Source organism: Streptomyces sp. NPDC003720 (genome assembly GCF_042875075.1).
Taxonomy (GTDB): domain Bacteria; phylum Actinomycetota; class Actinomycetes; order Streptomycetales; family Streptomycetaceae; genus Streptomyces.
The window spans coordinates 335,757-353,256 of sequence record NZ_JBIANZ010000003.1 but is presented as its reverse complement, the minus strand read 5'-3'; the positions used below and the strand labels follow the sequence as shown (position 1 = coordinate 353,256).

Below are 17,500 nucleotides of genomic sequence, written 5' to 3'. Positions count from 1 at the left end.
TGAAGGGGGAGCCGCGCGCGAGCGGCGGCCGCCGTGTCGCCGCCATTTCAGCGGGACGTGTGACGCGTCGAACGGCGAAGCGATCATGCGGAGTTAACGCTCCGCCGTGCCTGACCTGTGGGTTCCCGGCGGCTCGGGTGTTCCGCCGGGTCGCGGGCCGCGGCCGGTGCGGGTTCACAGGAGGCTCAGCGTGATCGCGGCGCCGAGACCGCCCAGGCCGAGGGCGAACGCGGCCGCCTTCCAGCCGCCCCCTCCCCAGGCGAAGAAGCGGTCGGCCGCCAGCCGGCCGGGACCGATGGCGGCCACGGCCAGCGCGACGACCGCGATGCAGACGCTGTACTCGACACCTCCGTCCGCCTCCCACAGACCGTGGGCGCCGGTGACCGTGGCCATCGCGTTGATCATGACCCCGATCAGGGCGGCGGCGGCCAGCGGCGTCAGCAGTCCGAGAGCCAGGCCCAGTCCGCCGAGGAACTCGGACAGACCTCCGATCACGGCGTAGAGCCGTCCCGGTCGGTAGCCGAGCCCCGCGAAGCCCTTGCCGGTCGCGGTGAGGCCCGGGCCCCCGAAGAGCCCGAAGAGTTTCTGGGCCCCGTGGGCGGCCATCAGCAGGCCGAAGGCCAGCCTGATGAGCAGCAGGCCGGCGTCGGCGGCGGTGACGGGACGCGCCACCGATTCCCCGGAACGGGCGGGGCGGTTCAGGATGCGCTTGGTCAACATGGCAGTGCTCCGGTCGGAACGCCGGAACGGGCGTCTTCCCCCAGCTCGGGCGGACGCCGAGCAACCGGTGGCGGGCCGGGCCCCGCAGGGACGGCGGAGCACCTGCTCCACACACGATCCTTGCGCCGGGAACGGCATCGGGCATCCGGACGCCGTGATCCGGACGACTTGCCCCGCGGCGCGAGGCGACACTTCGCCGGTGTGCGGGCGATATACGCCAGGACTAGGCTTTTTCCCGACAGGGTCAGTGCCGGCCCCGCCTGGTCACCGACCCCCCGCCGTACCGCCGCGGCCCCATCCACCTGCGGGTCGCACGGCAAGCGGGCTGACCGGGCGCGGGTTCGAGCCGGCCCGCCCGGCCGGGGTCAGGTTCGCCGGACCGCGTCCGTGACGCCTCCGGGGCACGCGAGCGTCGCGATGTCCCACTCGGCGCGTCCGGCCCCGGCCCGGTAGGCGCTCTCGTAGAAGGCGAGGACGGCGGCACGGGGATCGGGCTCGGCGCGGGCCGCGTCGTAGGGCAGCACCGCCAGGTGGCTCTCGCCGCGCGTGACCCACCGCGCGGACGCGGGGCTGAGCGGCTCCCCGGCCAGGCCGGCGGGCTCGGGGGCGGTGTAGGAGTAGAAGGCGGGCTCGGTGAAGGTGTCGTCGCCGAACCAGAAGCCGAAGCTGATCACTTCCCTGGAGTACGCCTCCCGGGTGACCGGGTCGGCCTGCCGGGGCTGGTCGGTCCGCCGCCCGGAGAACCGGCTGTGGGCGATGTCGAAGGTGTGCCAGAAGTGGTGCACCGGGCTGCTCTTTCCCGAGTAGCCCGCCGCGAACTCCTCCAGCACGGACGCCACCTGGCTCAGGATCCGCCAGTAGCGGTTGGCGGCCTGCGGATCGTAGGTCGCGTGCTCGGTGTCCTCGGCGAACGGCCGGCCGGCGTCGGGCAGGTCGAAGGGCCTGGGAAGGGCGATGTCCGCCCGGACGCCCAGCGCGGCCAGAGCGGCCAGGGTCGCGTCGTGGAAGGACGCGACGGACTGGCCCGTGAGCGGGAAGGACCGCTCCTCGCCGTCCAGCGTCGCGACGACGAGCCGGTGGTCGACGAAGTCGAAGTCGATCGTGAAGATCGGATTCCCGTCGACCTGACCCATCGGGCGCGTGGTGATGCCCCGTCCCGTGAGATGGAAGGGGACGTTCCACCAGTGGTTCCGCCTGGCGCTCGATGCCAGGCGGATCTTGCCGACGATCTGCTCGAAGCGGTGCAGGGTCTCTTTGGTGTCCCGCCACTCCGCCAACGGCATCGGTGGGAATAGCTCCGTCACGGTCCCATGATGACCTCGTGGACGGCGTCCGGCATCCGCGCCGGAGCCGAGCCCACGAGGTCCGGTCGGCTACTTGTTGACCACGGTCAGAGGCAGGAGCTTCTTGCCGGTCGGGCCGATCTGGATGCTCGTGTCCATCTGGGGGCAGACGCCGCAGTCGAAGCAGGGGGTCCAGCGGCAGTCCTCGACCTCGGTCTCGTCGAGGGCGTCCTGCCAGTCCTCCCAGAGCCAGTCCTTGTCCAGGCCGGAGTCGAGGTGGTCCCAGGGGAGGACCTCCTCGTAGGTGCGCTCGCGAGTGGTGTACCAGTCGACGTCCACGCCGAAGGGGGCGAGCGCCTTGTCCGCGCACGCCATCCAGCGGTCGTAGGAGAAGTGCTCGCGCCAGCCGTCGAAGCGGCCGCCGTCCTCGTAGACCGCGCGGATGACGGCGCCGATGCGGCGGTCGCCGCGGGAGAGCAGGCCCTCGACGATGCCGGGCTTGCCGTCGTGGTAGCGGAAGCCGATCGAGCGGCCGTACTTCTTGTCGCCGCGGATCTTGTCGCGGAGCTTCTCCAGGCGGGCGTCGGTCTCCTCGGCGGAGAGCTGCGGCGCCCACTGGAAGGGGGTGTGGGGCTTGGGGACGAAGCCGCCGATCGAGACCGTGCAGCGGATGTCGTTCGACCGGGAGACCTCGCGGCCCTTCTGGATCACGTGCGTCGCCATGTCGGCGATCTGCAGGACGTCGTCGTCGGTCTCCGTCGGCAGGCCGCACATGAAGTACAGCTTCACCTGGCGCCAGCCGTTGCCGTAGGCGGTGGAGACGGTCCGGATCAGGTCCTCTTCCGAGACCATCTTGTTGATGACCTTGCGGATGCGCTCCGAGCCGCCCTCAGGGGCGAAGGTGAGGCCGGAGCGGCGGCCGTTGCGGGTCAGCTCGTTCGCCAGGTCGATGTTGAAGGCGTCGACACGGGTGGACGGCAGGGAGAGGCCGATCTTGTCGTCCTCGTAGCGGTCGGCCAGGCCCTGGGCGATGTCGCCGATCTCCGAGTGGTCCGCCGAGGACAGCGAGAGGAGGCCGACCTCCTCGAAGCCCGTGGCCTTGAGGCCCTTGTCGACCATGTCGCCGATGCCGGTGATCGAACGCTCGCGCACCGGGCGGGTGATCATGCCGGCCTGGCAGAAGCGGCAGCCGCGGGTGCAGCCGCGGAAGATCTCGACCGACATCCGCTCGTGCACCGTCTCGGCCAGCGGGACCAGGGGCTGCTTGGGGTAGGGCCACTCGTCCAGGTCCATGACCGTGTGCTTGGAGACACGCCACGGGACGCCGGACCGGTTGGGGACCACACGCCCGATCCGGCCGTCGGGGAGGTACTCCACGTCGTAGAACGCGGGGATGTAGACGCCGCCCGTCTTCGCCAGGCGGAGCAGGACCTCCTCGCGGCCGCCGGGGCGGCCCTGCGCCTTCCACTCGCGGATGATGCGGGTCATGTCGAGGACGGCCTGCTCGCCGTCGCCGATGACCGCCGCGTCGATGAAGTCGGCGATCGGCTCCGGGTTGAAGGCCGCGTGGCCGCCGGCCAGCACGATGGGATCGTCGATCGTGCGCTCGCGGGATTCCAGCGGGATACCCGCCAGGTCCAGGGCGGTGAGCATGTTCGTGTAGCCCAGCTCCGTGGAGAAGCTGAGGCCGAACACGTCGAACGACTTCACCGGGCGGTGGGTGTCCACGGTGAACTGCGGGACGCCGTGCTCCCGCATCAGCGCCTCGAGGTCCGGCCACACGCTGTAGGTGCGCTCGGCGAGGACGCCCTCCTGCTCGTTGAGTACCTCGTAGAGGATCATGACGCCCTGGTTGGGCAGTCCGACCTCGTAGGCGTCCGGGTACATGAGCGCCCAGCGGACGTCGCACTCGTCCCAGTCCTTGACGGTGGAGTTGAGCTCACCGCCGACGTACTGGATCGGCTTCTGCACGTGGGGGAGCAGAGCTTCGAGCTGCGGAAAAACCGACTCGACAGGCATCTCGCGAACCTTCATGAGCTGACAGGGGTGACCATTCAGCCTAACCCGCTCCGGGGGCTGCCCCGTACGCTCAGACGGACGCCTCCGATTCGATCTTCGCCCACAGGCCGGGCAGCTCGGCCTCCGCCGCTGCCGCCCGCCGCTCCTCCCGGCCGTACAGCAGGCCGTAGGTGAAGGTGCTCTCCCCCGCCGCGTGGGCGACCGCGGCGAACTCGCGCAGGGTGTGGCGGGCCATGACGCTGTCCTGGTGGTCGCCCAGCAGGGAGGTGAGGGACTTCATCGACTTGGCCAGGGCGGTGGCCGGGGAGCCCAGGGCGGGGATGGCGGCCTCGGCGGCGTAGCGGGTGCGCTTGGCCTTCTTGCGGGCCTCGTGCAGGGCGACGTCGCGTTCCTGGCCGGGCGGCAGGTCGAGCGCGTGGGTGATCAGGCGGGCGACCTTGGCGAGGTCCTTGCGCACGGCCTTGGCGAGCACCTTGGCGGGCTTCCGGGCGGCTTTGCCGCGCAGGGGCGGGTCGGCGAGAAGGGCGTCGAGGGTGTCGAGCAGCGCCTGGTGGCGGGCGGAGTCGAGGATGGCGAGGAGGTGGCCGCGGGTGCTGCCGTGCCGGGCCTCGGCCCAGGCGGCGACGCGCTGGGGCACGGGGCCGAGGACCAGTTCGCCCGGGAGTTCGTCCAGGGCGTTGGTGAGGCGCTCGGCCAGCACTTCCTGGTCGCGGTCGGCGCCCAGCTCGCGGGCCAGCCACTTCAGCTCGGCGGCGACGGGGGTGGTGACGGCGGGATCGAGGACCGTCCGGAAGGTGCGGAAGGTGCTGCGCATGCGGCGGGTCGCCACGCGCATCTTGTGCACCGAGTCCGGGATGTCCCTGCGTACGGCCGGGTCGCGGTCGAGGATCTCGTCGCGTTGCTCGCGCAGGTAGGCGAGGACGTGGTCGCCGGCGGTCACGGGGGGTGCGGGCTTGGCGGAGCGGGTCCGGATGCCGCCGGTCCGCTCCAGCGCACGGGCCAGCTTGGACGGTGAGGTGGACGGCCGTACGCCCGCCTTGCGCAGGCGTTTGTCGACCTTGTCGAGGAGGGCCGGGTCGGCGCCTTCGGCCAGTTCCACCTCGATCTCGGTCCACCGGGTGGTGCCGCCGGCCCGGTTGAGCCGTTCGGCGGTGACCGTGTCCACGCTGGCCTCGGCCAGCAGCGCGCCGTCCGCGTCGACCAGGTGCCGTACGTCCCGGGCGGAGCGGAGCCGGACGACGGGGACCAGTTCGGCGCCCCGGACCCGGGAGCGGACCAGGGCGGCGAGTTCCTCGGGCACGGTGTCGGACAGGGGCGCCCTGATCTCGTCGCGGACGCCGGGGGCGACCGGGAACTTCAGGTGCCAGCCGGCGTCCGAGCCGCCGGTGCGGCGGCGCAGGGTCAGGGCGGCGGCGGCCAGGCGTTCGTCGGCGGTGTCGTAGTAGGTGGCGTCCAGCTCGACCAGGCCCTCGTCGAGGACGTCCGCCACCTTGCCGGCACCCGTCAGGTCGGGCAGCCCGTTCTCTTCGGCTTCGTACTTGCGCTCGATCTCGCGTTTCGTATCCGCCATGAACAGAATCTAGCCGCGATACGCCTGCTCAGTCCCCTTTCGTGCGGTTCGGTTATGCGGACATCGGACGTTGCACCTTGATGGACTGCAGGAGGCCGACTGCGATCCACACCGCGAACATCGACGTGCCGCCGTAGGACACGAAGGGCAGGGGCAGGCCGGTGACGGGCATGATGCCGAGCGTCATGCCGATGTTCTCGAAGGCCTGGAAGGCGAACCAGGCGATGATGCCGGCGGCGACGATCGTGCCGTACAGCTCGGTGGAGTCGCGGGCGATGCGGCAGGCGCGCCACAGGACGACGCCGAGGAGGAGGATTATCAGGCCGGCGCCGACGAAGCCGAGCTCCTCCCCGGCGACCGTGAAGACGAAGTCCGTCTGCTGCTCGGGGACGAACTGGCCGGTGGTCTGCGAGCCGTGGAAGAGGCCGGCGCCGGTGAGGCCGCCGGAGCCGATGGCGATGCGGGCCTGGTTGGTGTTGTAGCCGACGCCGGCCGGGTCGAGGTCGGGGTTGGCGAAGGCGGCGAAGCGGGCGATCTGGTACTCGTCCAGGATGTGCAGCTGCCAGACGGCGATGGCGCCGACGGTGCCGGCGGTGATCAGGCCGAAGACCCAGCGGTTGGAGGCGCCGGAGGCGAGCAGCACGCCGAGGATGATGACCACCATGACCATGACCGATCCGAGGTCGGGCATCAGCAGCACGATGAGGATGGGTACGGCGGCCAGGCCCAGGGACTGCAGGACCGTGCGGTGGTCGGGGTACTTCTTGTCGCCGGCGTCGACCCGGGCCGCGAGCAGCATGGCCATGCCCAGGATGATCGTGATCTTCACGAACTCCGAGGGCTGCAGCGAGAAGCCGCCGCCGAGCACGATCCAGGAGTGGGCGCCGTTGACGGTGGAGCCGAGCGGGGTCAGCACGGCGAGGATGCCGAAGACGGACAGGCCGTAGAGGATCGGCACGGCGTTGCGCAGGGCGCGGTGGCCGAGCCAGAGCGTGCCGATCATCAGGGCGAGCCCGATGCCGGTGTTCATCAGGTGCCGGAGCAGGAAGTAGTACGGGTCGCCCTGGTTGATCTCGGTGCGGTTGCGGGTGGCCGAGTAGACCAGCAGGGAGCCGATGCCGGAGAGGGCGAGTGCCGACAGCAGCATCGGCCAGTCGAGCCGGCGGGCCAGTGAGTCGCGGGCGAAGAGCCGGGTCCAGCCGGCCCGCTCGGGTCCGTAGCCGGAGACGGAGAAGCTGTTCGGGCTGGTCATGTGAGCGTCCTCCGGCTCCCCCGCCTGCGGTGGCGCCTTCGGGTGTCGCGGTTGCCCGTGGTGGGCGAGGGCGAGGTGGCCGGGGTCTGGCCGCCGTCGTCGTTGCTGGGGTTGTCCTGCTGGGAGGCCTCGACGTCCTTGGCCGGGTCGCCGGTGATCTTCGGGGAGGCGATGGTGCCGTCGGCGCGGACCTTGGGCAGGCTCTTCTGCGGTTCGGGCAGCAGGGCCCTCTTCTTGTCGATGGAGCCGTCGCCGCCGACGCCGTACATCGCGCTGTAGATGTTGCGCACGGCCTCACCGGAGGCTCCGGAACCCGTACCGGCCTGGGCGATCGTCATGATCACCGTGTAGTCCTTGGAGTAGGTGGCGAGCCAGGAGGTGGTCTGCTTGCCGTAGACCTCGGCGGTGCCGGTCTTGGCGTGCAGCGGGATCTTGTCCTGGGGCCAGCCGCCGAACTTCCAGGCGGCGGTACCGCGGGTGATGACGCCGGCGAAGGCGTCGTTCATGCCCGCGAGGGTGGCCTTGGAGACCGGCAGCCGGCCGTTCTTCCTCGGCTTGATCTCCGTGACCTTCTTGCCGTCCGCGCTGACGATCGCCTTGCCGATGGTGGGCTGGTACATGGTGCCGCCGTTGGCGACGGCGCCGTAGATCGCGGCCTCCTGGATGGGGGTGACCAGGGTGTCGCCCTGTCCGATGGAGTAGTTGATCGAGTCGCCCTCGCGCATCTTGTTGCCCTCGAGGCAGTTCTCGTACGCGATCTTCTCGACGTAGGTGCCGTCCTTCTTGCCGGACTTGCACCAGGCGTCCTTGTTGGCCTTCCAGTAGTCCAGCTTCCACTGGCGGTCCGGGACGCGGCCGGTGACCTCGTTGGGCAGGTCGACGCCGGTCTCCTTGCCGAGGCCGAACTGGTGGGCGGCCTTGTAGAAGTAGTCCTTCGGCTTGCCCTTCTTGGGGTTGATGCCGCCGTCGCGCTTCCACTCCCTGTCGGCGAGACCGTAGAAGACGGTGTCGCAGGAGACCTCCAGGGCCCGGCCCAGGGAGATGGGGCCGAAGTTCTCGCCCTCGAAGTTCTTGAAGACCTGGCTGCCGACGGAGTAGGAGCTGGTGCAGGGGTAGCGGCCGTCGAAGGGGTAGCCGGCCTCGACCGCGGCGGCCGTGGAGACCACCTTGAAGGTCGAGCCGGGCGCGGCCTGGCCCTGGATGGCCCGGTTGAGCAGGGGGTAGTCCGAGTCCTTGCCGGTGAGGGCCTTGTAGTCCTTGGCGGAGATGCCGCCGACCCAGACGTTCGGGTCGTAGGTCGGGGCGGAGGCCATGGCGACTATCCGGCCGGTTTTGGCCTCCATGACCACGACGGCGCCGGAGTCCGCCTTGTAGTTCTCGCCGGTGATCTTGTCGTACTGCTGGCGGGCGACCTTCATCGCCTTGTCCAGCTCGTACTCGGCGACGCGCTGCACCCGGGAGTCGATGCTGGTGACCAGGTTGGAGCCGGACTCGGCCGCGTCGGACTGGGCCTTGCCGATGACCCGGCCGAGGTTGTCCACCTCGTAGCGGGTGACGCCGGCCTTGCCGCGCAGCACCTTGTCGTACTGCCGCTCGAGGCCGGAGCGGCCGACCATGTCGGAGCGCAGGTAGGGCGAGTCGGTGTCCTTGGCCTTCTGGATCTCCTCGTCGGTGACCGGCGAGAGGTAGCCGAGGACCTGGGAGGTGTTGGACTTGCCCGGGCCCGGGTAGCGGCGCACAGCCTCCGGCTCGGCGGTGATGCCGGGGAAGTCCTCGGCGCGCTCGCGGATCTGCAGGGCCTGCTTGGCGGTGGCCTCGTCGGTGATCGGGATGGGCTGGTAGGGCGAGCCGTTCCAGCAGGGCTGCGGGGTCTCGGCGTCGCACAGCCGGACCTTGCGCATGACGTCGGCGGGCTTCATGCCGAGGACGCCGGCCAGCTTGGTGAGGACGGCCTTGCCGTCATCCGCCTGCTTGAGCAGGTCGGTGCGGGAGGCGGAGACGACCAGGCGGGTCTCGTTGTCGGCGAGCGGCACGCCGCGGGCGTCGAGGATGTCTCCGCGCACGGCGGGATCGACGACCTGCTGGACGTGGTTGCCGGAGGCCTCCTTCTGGTACGCGGCGCCCTCGCGGATCTGCAGGTACCACAGGCGGCCGCCCAGGGTGCCGAGAAGGGAGAGCACGAGGATCTGGATGACGACGAGGCGGATCTGGACCCGTGGGGTCCGTCCGGTCTCGGGAATGTTGGTCACTGCGGCTGTCTCCCCCTCTCAGTGCGCTGACGTGTGTGCGCGGACGAATGATGAACGATCGGCCTGTGCGCCGCCGTTCCGCCGCGATTGCCCCGTTCGGGTGAACTCTGGTGCGTTCACAGCCGTTTGACCCCCTTGATGCGGCCGACCCTGGTGGAGCGGGTGCGGGCCTTGGCCTTCAGGGTGCCGAGGCGGCGCCGGTTGCCGACGCTCAGTCCGGTGCCGGAGGAGAGCCAGCCGGAGGAGATGTCCCCGGCCTTGGCTGCGGGGCTGGTCTCGGCGAGTGGGTCGTTGTCGGAGCGGCGCGCCAGCCACATGATCCCGGGGACCACGAAGGGGGCCAGCAGCAGGTCGTACAGGGCGGCCGAGAACAGCAGTCCGGGCAGGCCGACATGGCGGGCGGCGGTGTCGCCGACCAGGGCGCCGACGGCCGCGTACAGCAGGGTGGAGCCGACGGCGGCGGCGACCACGACGGCCATCGGGCCGGTGGCGGACTTCAGCCGGCCGTTCTCCGGCCTGATGAGCCCGGCGAAGTAGCCGATGACGCACAGCACCAGGGCGTAGCGGCCGGCCGCGTGGTCGGCGGGCGGGGCGAGGTCGGCGAGCAGTCCGGCGCCGAAGCCGACGAGGGCGCCGCCGACGTGGCCGTAGACCATGGCGAGGCCGAGGACGGTGAGCAGCAGCAGGTCGGGGACGGCGCCGGGCAGGTGCAGGCGGGCGAGGACGCTCACCTGGATCACCAGGGCGACGACGACCAGCGCGATCGAGAGCAGGATCCGGTTGAGGCGCATGGGGATTCCGCTCCTACTGCTGCTCGTTGGTGTCGGACGCGCCGGCCGAGGCCGACGGACTGACCGTGACGGTCACGGTCGGCGTCGGGGTCGGCTTGGGCTTGGCCGGCAGGACCTCGTCGCGCGGGTCCCGCTTCGGGCCCTGGACGACCACGCCGACGACGTCCAGCTTGGTGAAGCCGACGTACGGCGTGACGTAGAGGGTGCGGGTGAGGCCGCTGCCGGAGGGGTCGATCCGGGAGACCACGCCGACCGGGACGCCGGGCACGAAGGGCTTGTCCGCCTGCGAGCCGAAGGTGACGAGCCGGTCGCCCTTCTTCACCTCGGCCTTGCCGTTGAGGAGTTCCACCCGCAGCGGGCGGTCGCCCTGGCCGCTGGCGAAACCGAGTTCGTCGCTGTTCTCCATGCGGGTGCCGACGGTGAAGTCGGGATCGTTGGCGAGCAGGACGGTGGAGGTGTCCGGGCCGACGGTGGTGACGCGGCCGACGAGTCCGTCGCCGTTCAGCACGGTCATGTCCCGCTCGATGCCGTCGTTGGCGCCCGCGTCGATGGTGATGGTCCAGGAGAAGCCCTGCGCCGACCCTATGGCGATGACCTGGGCGCCCTTGATGCCGTACTGGCCCTCGCCGGCGATCTTCAGCATTCTGTCGAGCTGGTTCAGGCGGCTGCGGTTGCGGTCGTCGCTGCCGAGCTTCGCCTTGAGGGCCGCGTTCTCCTTCTCCAGCGTGGCGAGCCGGTCGTGGCGGGTGCCGGAGTCACGGACGGCGGAGACGGCGTCGCCGACCGGGTTCACCGCCGAGGACAGCCCGTTCTCGATCGGGCCGAACGCCGCCGCGGCGGCCTGCCGGGCTCCGTCGACGGGGGAGTTCCGGCCCCCTCGGATGTCCACCGTGATCAGCGCGAACGCGATGGCGACCAGCAGGACCAGGAGCAGCCGGCTCTCTTTCGTGTCCCTCACGTGCGGCGGCCGTGCCCTTCCTCGAGTGGAATTGGGGGACCCCCGGTGGTGCGCCGATGGTGGAGCGCCGAGCCTGGGGGTCTGTATGCGGGAGCTTGTGCCTATGTCAACGACCCGCCGTACGAGAGGGATCGTCTCGTACGGCGGAGTCCCGGAGCCGCCCGTTCGGCGGATCCGGGGAGCCCGCTCATCGGCGGGGCTGGGCGTCCAGTACCTGCTGCAGCGCCTCGAACTCCTCGACGCACTTGCCGGAGCCGAGCGCCACGCTGTCCAGCGGGTCCTCGGCGATGTGGATCGGCATTCCGGTCTCGCGCCGCAGCCGCTCGTCCAGACCGCGCAGCAGGGCGCCGCCGCCGGTCAGCACGATTCCCCGGTCCATGATGTCGCCGGACAGCTCCGGCGGGCACTTGTCGAGGGTGGTCTTGACGGCGTCGACGATGGCGTTGACCGGTTCCTCGATGGCCTTGCGGACCTCGGCGGCGGAGATGACCACGGTCTTCGGCAGCCCGGAGACCAGGTCGCGGCCGCGCACCTCGGTGTGCTCGTCGGCGTCGAGTTCGTACGCGGAACCGATCGTGATCTTGATCTGCTCGGCCGTGCGCTCGCCCAGCAGCAGGCTGTACTCCTTCTTGATGTACTGGATGATCGCGTTGTCCAGTTCGTCGCCCGCGACCCGGATGGACTGGGCGGTGACGATGCCGCCGAGCGAGATGACCGCGACCTCCGTGGTGCCGCCGCCGATGTCCACGACCATGTTGCCGGTGGCCTCGTGGACCGGCAGGCCGGAGCCGATGGCGGCCGCCATGGGCTCCTCGATGATGTGCACCTGGCGGGCGCCGGCCTGGGAGGACGCCTCGATGACGGCGCGGCGCTCGACGCCCGTGATGCCCGAGGGCACGCAGACCACGACGCGCGGACGGGCGAGGTAACGCCGCTTGTGGATCTTGAGGATGAAGTAGCGCAGCATGCGCTCGGTGATCTCGAAGTCGGCGATCACGCCGTCCTTCAGCGGGCGTACGGCGACGATGTTGCCCGGCGTGCGGCCGATCATCTTCTTCGCCTCGGCGCCGACCGCGAGGATGCCGCCGGTGTTGGTGTTGATGGCGACGACGGACGGCTCGTTGAGCACGATGCCGCGACCCCTGACGTACACCAGCGTGTTGGCGGTCCCGAGGTCGACAGCCATGTCACGGCCGATGAACGACATTGAGTTCCCCATCCGGATTCATCTGGCCTTCCTGGGCTTTTGAGGGCATATCAGGTCGGCGAGGCGGGTGCTGTGACGTGAAGGCTTCCATCGTAAACGCGCCTGCACGAACACTGCGCGAGGGTCTCCGCCATTGTCATCAGATGGCGGGCCGCCCCGCTTCTGGAGACGGCCCATCGGGGGCACACGTTCCCCCGATCGGCAACGCATATGCCGAAGGACGGCCGAAAAGGTACGGCCGTCCCTGGTCAGGGCTCCGAGCGGACCTGACGGCCCATCAGGAAAAATCGCGGAAATTCCGCCAGGTGGGGGCTCAGGCGCGGCCCGGGAAGAAGATCTTCACCTCGCGTTCGGCGGACTCCTCCGAGTCCGACGCGTGGATCAGGTTCTCCCGGACGATCACGCCGTAGTCGCCCCGGATGGAGCCGGGCGCGGCGGCGATCGGGTCGGTCGGGCCGGCCAGCGCGCGCAGCCCCTCGATGACCCGCTCGCCCTCGACGATCAGCGCCACGACCGGGCCGGAGGCCATGAACTCCACCAGCGGCTCGTAGAAGGGCTTGCCCTTGTGCTCGCCGTAGTGCTGCTCCAGCGTGTCCTGGTCCAGGGTGCGCAGCTCCAGCGCGGTGATCTGCCAGCCGGCCTTGCGCTCGATACGGCTGATGATCTCGCCGGTCAGGCCGCGACGGACGGCGTCGGGCTTGAGGAGGACGAGGGTGCGCTGGCTCACGAAGGGCTCCTTACGACTGACATGTGCGGTGGCTCGAGGTTACAGGGCGTGTCCGCGCCGCCGTCACGCAGCGTCAGGTGTAGAGGGGCCGGACTCGGCCGGCTCCCCCTGGGCCGCGAACCTGGCCTTCGCCTCGTCGACCTTCCGCCCGTAGTGGACCGAGGCCCACCACAGGGCCGCGAACACCGCGCCCATGAAGTACATGGTCGGGACGAAGACACCGGAGGCGATCAGGGCGAGCTGGAGCGCCCAGCCGAGGGCGACGCCGCCCGGCCGGGTCACCACGCCGCACAGCAGCACGCACAGGACCATGGCGATGCCGCTGACCAGCCATACCGTGGACGTGGACAGGTCCGGGTCCTTCATGGCCACGAGGGCGGCGAACCCGATGACGAAGAACTCGCCGATCAGGGTCGATGAACAGAGCGTACGCACGACGGACTCCTCAGCCCTTTCCCAGGAGCAGGCGGGCCTCGCCCACCGTGATGACCGAGCCGGTGACCAGCACCCCGCCGCCCGCGAACTCGCCCTCCTCCTCGGCCAGCGTGATCGCGGCCTCCAGGGCCTCCGGCAGCCGCGGCTCGACCTGGACGCGGTCCTCGCCGAACACCTCGACGGCGATCGCGGCCAGCTCGTCCGCGTCCATGGCGCGGTGGCTGGAGTTCTGGGTGACGACGACCTCGGCGAAGATCGGCTCGAAGGCCTCCAGCAGGCCGCGGACGTTCTTGTCGCCGCTCGCCCCGACCACGCCGATCAGCCTGCTGAAGTCGAAGGCCTCCCGCACGGCCTCGGCGGCGGCCTCGGCGCCCGGCGGGTTGTGGGCGGCGTCCAGGACGACGGTGGGAGAGCGCCGTACGATCTCCAGGCGCCCCGGCGAGGAGACGGCCGCGAAGGCCCTGCGCACCGCGTCGATGTCCAGCCGCTCCGCGCGCTGCGCGCCGACCCCGAAGAACGCCTCCACGGCGGCGAGCGCGACGGCCGCGTTGTGCGCCTGGTGGGCGCCGTGCAGCGGGAGGTAGACCTCCTCGTACTCACCGCCCAGGCCGCGCAGGGTGAGGAGCTGGCCGCCGACGGCGATCTGCCGGGCGGTCACGCCGAACTCCAGGCCCTCGCGGGCCACGGTGGCGTCGACCTCGACGGCCTTCTTCAGCAGCACCTGCGCCGCGTCCACCGGCTGCTGCGCGAGGATCACGGTCGCGCCCTGCTTGATGACGCCGCCCTTCTCCCCCGCGATCTCCCCCGGCGTGTTCCCGAGCCGGTCGGTGTGGTCGAGCCCGATGGGGGTGATCACGGCGACGTCGCCGTCGATCACGTTGGTGGCGTCCCAGGAGCCGCCCATGCCCACTTCCACCACGGCCACGTCGACCGGGGCGTCGGCGAAGGCCGCGTAGGCCATTCCGGTGAGCACCTCGAAGAAGGACAGCCGGTACTCCTGCGAGGCGTCGACCATCTCGATGTACGGCTTGATGTCCCGGTACGTCTCGATGAACCGCTCGGCGGCGATCGGCGCTCCGTCCAGGCTGATCCGCTCGGTGATCGACTGCACGTGCGGGCTCGTGTAGCGCCCGGTGCGCAGCTCGAAGGCGCCGAGCAGGGCCTCGATCATGCGGGCCGTGGAGGTCTTGCCGTTGGTCCCGGTGATGTGGATCGAGGGGTACGAGCGCTGGGGCTCGCCGAGGACGTCCATCAGGGCGGCGATCCGGCTGACGGACGGCTCCAGCTTGGTCTCGCCCCAGCGGGTGGCCAGCTCCGTCTCGACCTCGCGCAGGGCCCTGTCGACCTCGGGGTCCTCCGGCCGGGCCGGTACGTCGGCCTCGGGCGGGCCGCCCTGGGTGCGCAGGGTGCGGCTGCCGGCCTCGATCACGGCGAGGTCGGGGTCGCGGGTGGTCTCGGCCTCGATGATCTCGTCGAAGCCGTCGAGGGGGTCGGGGGTGTCGCTGGTGCCGGGGTGGTCGCTCACGCTGCCAGTCTACGGAGGCGCGGTGACATGGGTGGGCGAAGGCCCCCGGAGCCGTGGAGCTCCGGGGGCCTTCGGCCGCCGTTCACGCGGGTCCCGCGCCCGCGCGGGCCGCGGCGCTAGCCCTGCGGGAGCCTGTCCAGCTGGGCCTGGATGCGGGCGATGTCCTCATCAGCCTTGGCGAGGCGGGTGCGGATCTTGTCGACCACGTTCTCCGGGGCCTTCGCCAGGAAGGCCTCATTGCCGAGCTTGGCGGTGGACTGGGCCTTCTCCTTCTCGGCGGCGGCCAGGTCCTTCGCCAGGCGCTTGCGCTCGGCGGCCACGTCGATGGTGCCGGAGAGGTCGAGGGCGACCTCGGCGCCGGCGACCGGCAGGGTGGCCGTGGCCGTGAAGGACTCGCCCTCCGGCTGCAGGCGCAGCAGCTGGCGGATGGCGGCCTCGTGCGGGGCCAGCGCCGTGCCGTCCAGGGCCAGCCGGGCCGGGACCCGCTGCCCCGGCTGGAGGCCCTGGTCGGCGCGGAAGCGGCGGACCTCGGTGATGACGGACTGGAGGGTCTCGATCTCCCGCTCGGCGGCCGCGTCGCGGAAGCCGCTGTCCTTCGGCCAGTCGGCGATGACGACCGACTCGCCGCCCGTGAGGGTGGTCCACAGGGTCTCGGTGACGAACGGGACGACCGGGTGCAGCAGCCGGAGCGTGACGTCGAGGACCTCGCCCAGGACGCGCTTGGAGACCTCGGCCGCCTCGCCGCCCGCCTGGAACGTGGTCTTGGACAGCTCGACGTACCAGTCGAAGACCTCGTCCCACGCGAAGTGGAAGAGGGCGTCGGACAGCTTGGCGAACTGGAAGTCGTCGTAGAAGGCGTCGACTTCGGCGACGACCGAGTTGAGGCGGGAGAGGATCCAGCGGTCGGTGGCGGACATCTTCGCCGCGTCCGGCAGCGGGCCGTCCACCGTCGCGCCGTTCATCAGCGCGAAGCGGGTGGCGTTCCAGATCTTGTTGGCGAAGTTGCGCGAGCCCTGGACCCAGTCCTCGCCGATGGGCACGTCGACACCGGGGTTGGCGCCGCGGGCGAGGGTGAAGCGCAGGGCGTCCGAGCCGTACTTGTCCATCCAGTCCAGCGGGTTGACCGCGTTGCCGAAGGACTTCGACATCTTCTTGCCGAACTGGTCGCGCACCATGCCGTGCAGGGCGATGGTGTGGAACGGCGGGGTGCCGTCCATCGCGTACAGGCCGAACATCATCATCCGGGCGACCCAGAAGAAGAGGATGTCGTAGCCGGTGACCAGGACGGAGTTCGGGTAGAACTTCGCGAGGCTCTCGGTCTGTTCGGGCCAGCCGAGGGTGGAGAACGGCCACAGGCCGGAGGAGAACCAGGTGTCGAGGACGTCGGTGTCCTGCTTCCAGCCCTCCGCCTCGGTGCCGGGCGGCCGCTCGTCGGGGCCGACGCAGACGACCTCGCCGTTCGGGCCGTACCAGACCGGGATGCGGTGGCCCCACCACAGCTGCCGCGAGATGCACCAGTCGTGGAGGTTGTCGACCCAGTCGAAGTAGCGCTTCTCCATCTCCTGCGGATGGATCTTGACCTTGCCGTCGCGGACGGCGTCGCCGGCGGCCTTGGCCAGCGGGCCGACCTTGACCCACCACTGCATGGACAGGCGCGGCTCGATGGTGGTCTTGCAGCGCGAGCAGTGGCCGACGGAGTGGACGTAGGGGCGCTTCTCGGCGACGATCCGGCCCTCGGCGCGCAGCGCGGCGACGATGGCGGAGCGGGCCTCGAGGCGGTCCAGGCCCTGGAAGGGGCCGTGCGCGGTGATGACGGCGTGCTCGTCCATCACGGTGAGGGACGGCAGGTCGTGCCGCTGGCCGATCTCGAAGTCGTTCGGGTCGTGGGCCGGGGTGACCTTGACCGCGCCGGTGCCGAACTCGGGGTCGACGTGCTCGTCCGCGACGACCGGGATGGACCGGTCGGTGAGCGGGAGCCTGATGAGCTTGCCGACGAGGTGCTTGTACCGCTCGTCGTCTGGGTGGACCGCGACGGCGGTGTCACCGAGCATGGTCTCGGCACGGGTGGTGGCGACGACGATGGTGTCGTCCCCCTCCCCGTACTTCATGGAGACCAGCTCGCCGTCGTCGTCCTGGTACTCGACCTCGATGTCCGAGATCGCGGTGAGGCAGCGCGGGCACCAGTTGATGATGCGCTCGGCGCGGTAGATCAGCTCGTCGTCGTAGAGGCGCTTGAAGATGGTCTGGACGGCCTGCGAGAGGCCCTCGTCCATGGTGAAGCGCTCACGCGACCAGGCGACGCCGTCGCCGAGGCGGCGCATCTGGCCGGAGATCTGGCCGCCGGACTCGCCCTTCCACTGCCAGACGCGCTCGACGAACGCCTCGCGGCCGAGGTCGTGGCGGGACTTGCCCTCCTTGCCCAGCTCGCGCTCGACGACGTTCTGGGTGGCGATGCCGGCGTGGTCCATGCCCGGCTGCCACAGCGTCTCGAAGCCCTGCATGCGCTTGCGGCGGGTCAGGGCGTCGATGAGCGTGTGCTCGAAGGCGTGGCCCAGGTGGAGGCTGCCGGTGACGTTCGGCGGCGGGATGACGATCGTGTACGGCGGCTTGTCGCTCTTCGCGTCCGCCTCGAAGTAACCCCGCTCCACCCAGCGCTCGTACAGCGGCCCCTCTACATCGGCCGGCGCGTACTGGGTCGGCAGTTCGGTGTCGGGCGCGGGTGGCTGCTGCTGAGCGTTCTCGGTCACGGGGGTCAGTTTAGGGG

13 protein-coding genes are annotated in these 17,500 nt (G+C 70.5%); all 13 read right to left on the bottom strand.

From position 1 onward, the window contains the following. Nucleotides 1-174: 174 nt before the first annotated feature. Complete coding sequence (locus tag ACFYU0_RS10495; RefSeq protein ID WP_351659340.1) at nt 175-720, bottom strand: DoxX family protein; 546 nt, start codon at nt 718-720, stop codon at nt 175-177. Nucleotides 721-1,085: 365 nt separating this feature from the next. Then, nucleotides 1,086-2,003, bottom strand: coding sequence for a DUF5996 family protein (locus ACFYU0_RS10490; protein WP_351660164.1), 918 nt, complete (start codon nt 2,001-2,003; stop codon nt 1,086-1,088). A 90-nt stretch (nt 2,004-2,093) separates the two neighbouring features. After that, a complete protein-coding gene (locus tag ACFYU0_RS10485) occupies nt 2,094-4,022 on the bottom strand; it encodes a TIGR03960 family B12-binding radical SAM protein (RefSeq protein WP_351659338.1) in 1,929 nt (642 codons plus the stop codon). A 70-nt stretch (nt 4,023-4,092) separates the two neighbouring features. Then, nucleotides 4,093-5,592, bottom strand: a complete 1,500-nt coding sequence (locus ACFYU0_RS10480; RefSeq protein ID WP_389299509.1) for a CHAD domain-containing protein — start codon at nt 5,590-5,592, stop codon at nt 4,093-4,095. A 52-nt stretch (nt 5,593-5,644) separates the two neighbouring features. Then, nucleotides 5,645-6,844, bottom strand: a complete 1,200-nt coding sequence (gene rodA, locus ACFYU0_RS10475) for a rod shape-determining protein RodA (protein WP_351659333.1) — start codon at nt 6,842-6,844, stop codon at nt 5,645-5,647. Then, on the bottom strand, nt 6,841-9,093 hold the full coding sequence (mrdA, locus tag ACFYU0_RS10470) for a penicillin-binding protein 2 (RefSeq protein WP_389299507.1): 2,253 nt from the start codon (nt 9,091-9,093) through the stop codon (nt 6,841-6,843). Before mrdA ends, rodA begins: the two co-directional genes overlap by 4 nt. 116 nt (nt 9,094-9,209) lie before the next feature. Continuing rightward, a complete protein-coding gene (gene mreD, locus ACFYU0_RS10465; protein WP_389299504.1) occupies nt 9,210-9,884 on the bottom strand; it encodes a rod shape-determining protein MreD in 675 nt (224 codons plus the stop codon). Nucleotides 9,885-9,897: 13 nt separating this feature from the next. After that, complete coding sequence (mreC, locus tag ACFYU0_RS10460) at nt 9,898-10,842, bottom strand: rod shape-determining protein MreC (protein ID WP_351659324.1); 945 nt, start codon at nt 10,840-10,842, stop codon at nt 9,898-9,900. A 187-nt stretch (nt 10,843-11,029) separates the two neighbouring features. Continuing rightward, nucleotides 11,030-12,049 carry a rod shape-determining protein gene (locus ACFYU0_RS10455; protein ID WP_116151120.1) on the bottom strand — a complete coding sequence of 340 codons (1,020 nt, stop codon included), beginning with the start codon at nt 12,047-12,049 and terminating at the stop codon, nt 11,030-11,032. Nucleotides 12,050-12,362: 313 nt separating this feature from the next. After that, nucleotides 12,363-12,776 (bottom strand): nucleoside-diphosphate kinase, encoded by a 414-nt coding sequence (gene ndk / locus ACFYU0_RS10450; RefSeq protein ID WP_104780585.1) that lies wholly within the window; start codon nt 12,774-12,776, stop codon nt 12,363-12,365. Nucleotides 12,777-12,839: 63 nt separating this feature from the next. Then, entirely contained in the window at nt 12,840-13,211 is a 372-nt protein-coding gene (locus ACFYU0_RS10445) for a DUF4233 domain-containing protein (RefSeq protein WP_351659320.1), read from the bottom strand. A 10-nt stretch (nt 13,212-13,221) separates the two neighbouring features. Next, on the bottom strand, nt 13,222-14,736 hold the full coding sequence (locus ACFYU0_RS10440) for a folylpolyglutamate synthase/dihydrofolate synthase family protein (RefSeq protein ID WP_351659317.1): 1,515 nt from the start codon (nt 14,734-14,736) through the stop codon (nt 13,222-13,224). Between the two features lie 116 nt (nt 14,737-14,852). Next, nucleotides 14,853-17,483 carry a valine--tRNA ligase gene (locus ACFYU0_RS10435; protein ID WP_389299499.1) on the bottom strand — a complete coding sequence of 877 codons (2,631 nt, stop codon included), beginning with the start codon at nt 17,481-17,483 and terminating at the stop codon, nt 14,853-14,855. Nucleotides 17,484-17,500: the final 17 nt, after the last annotated feature.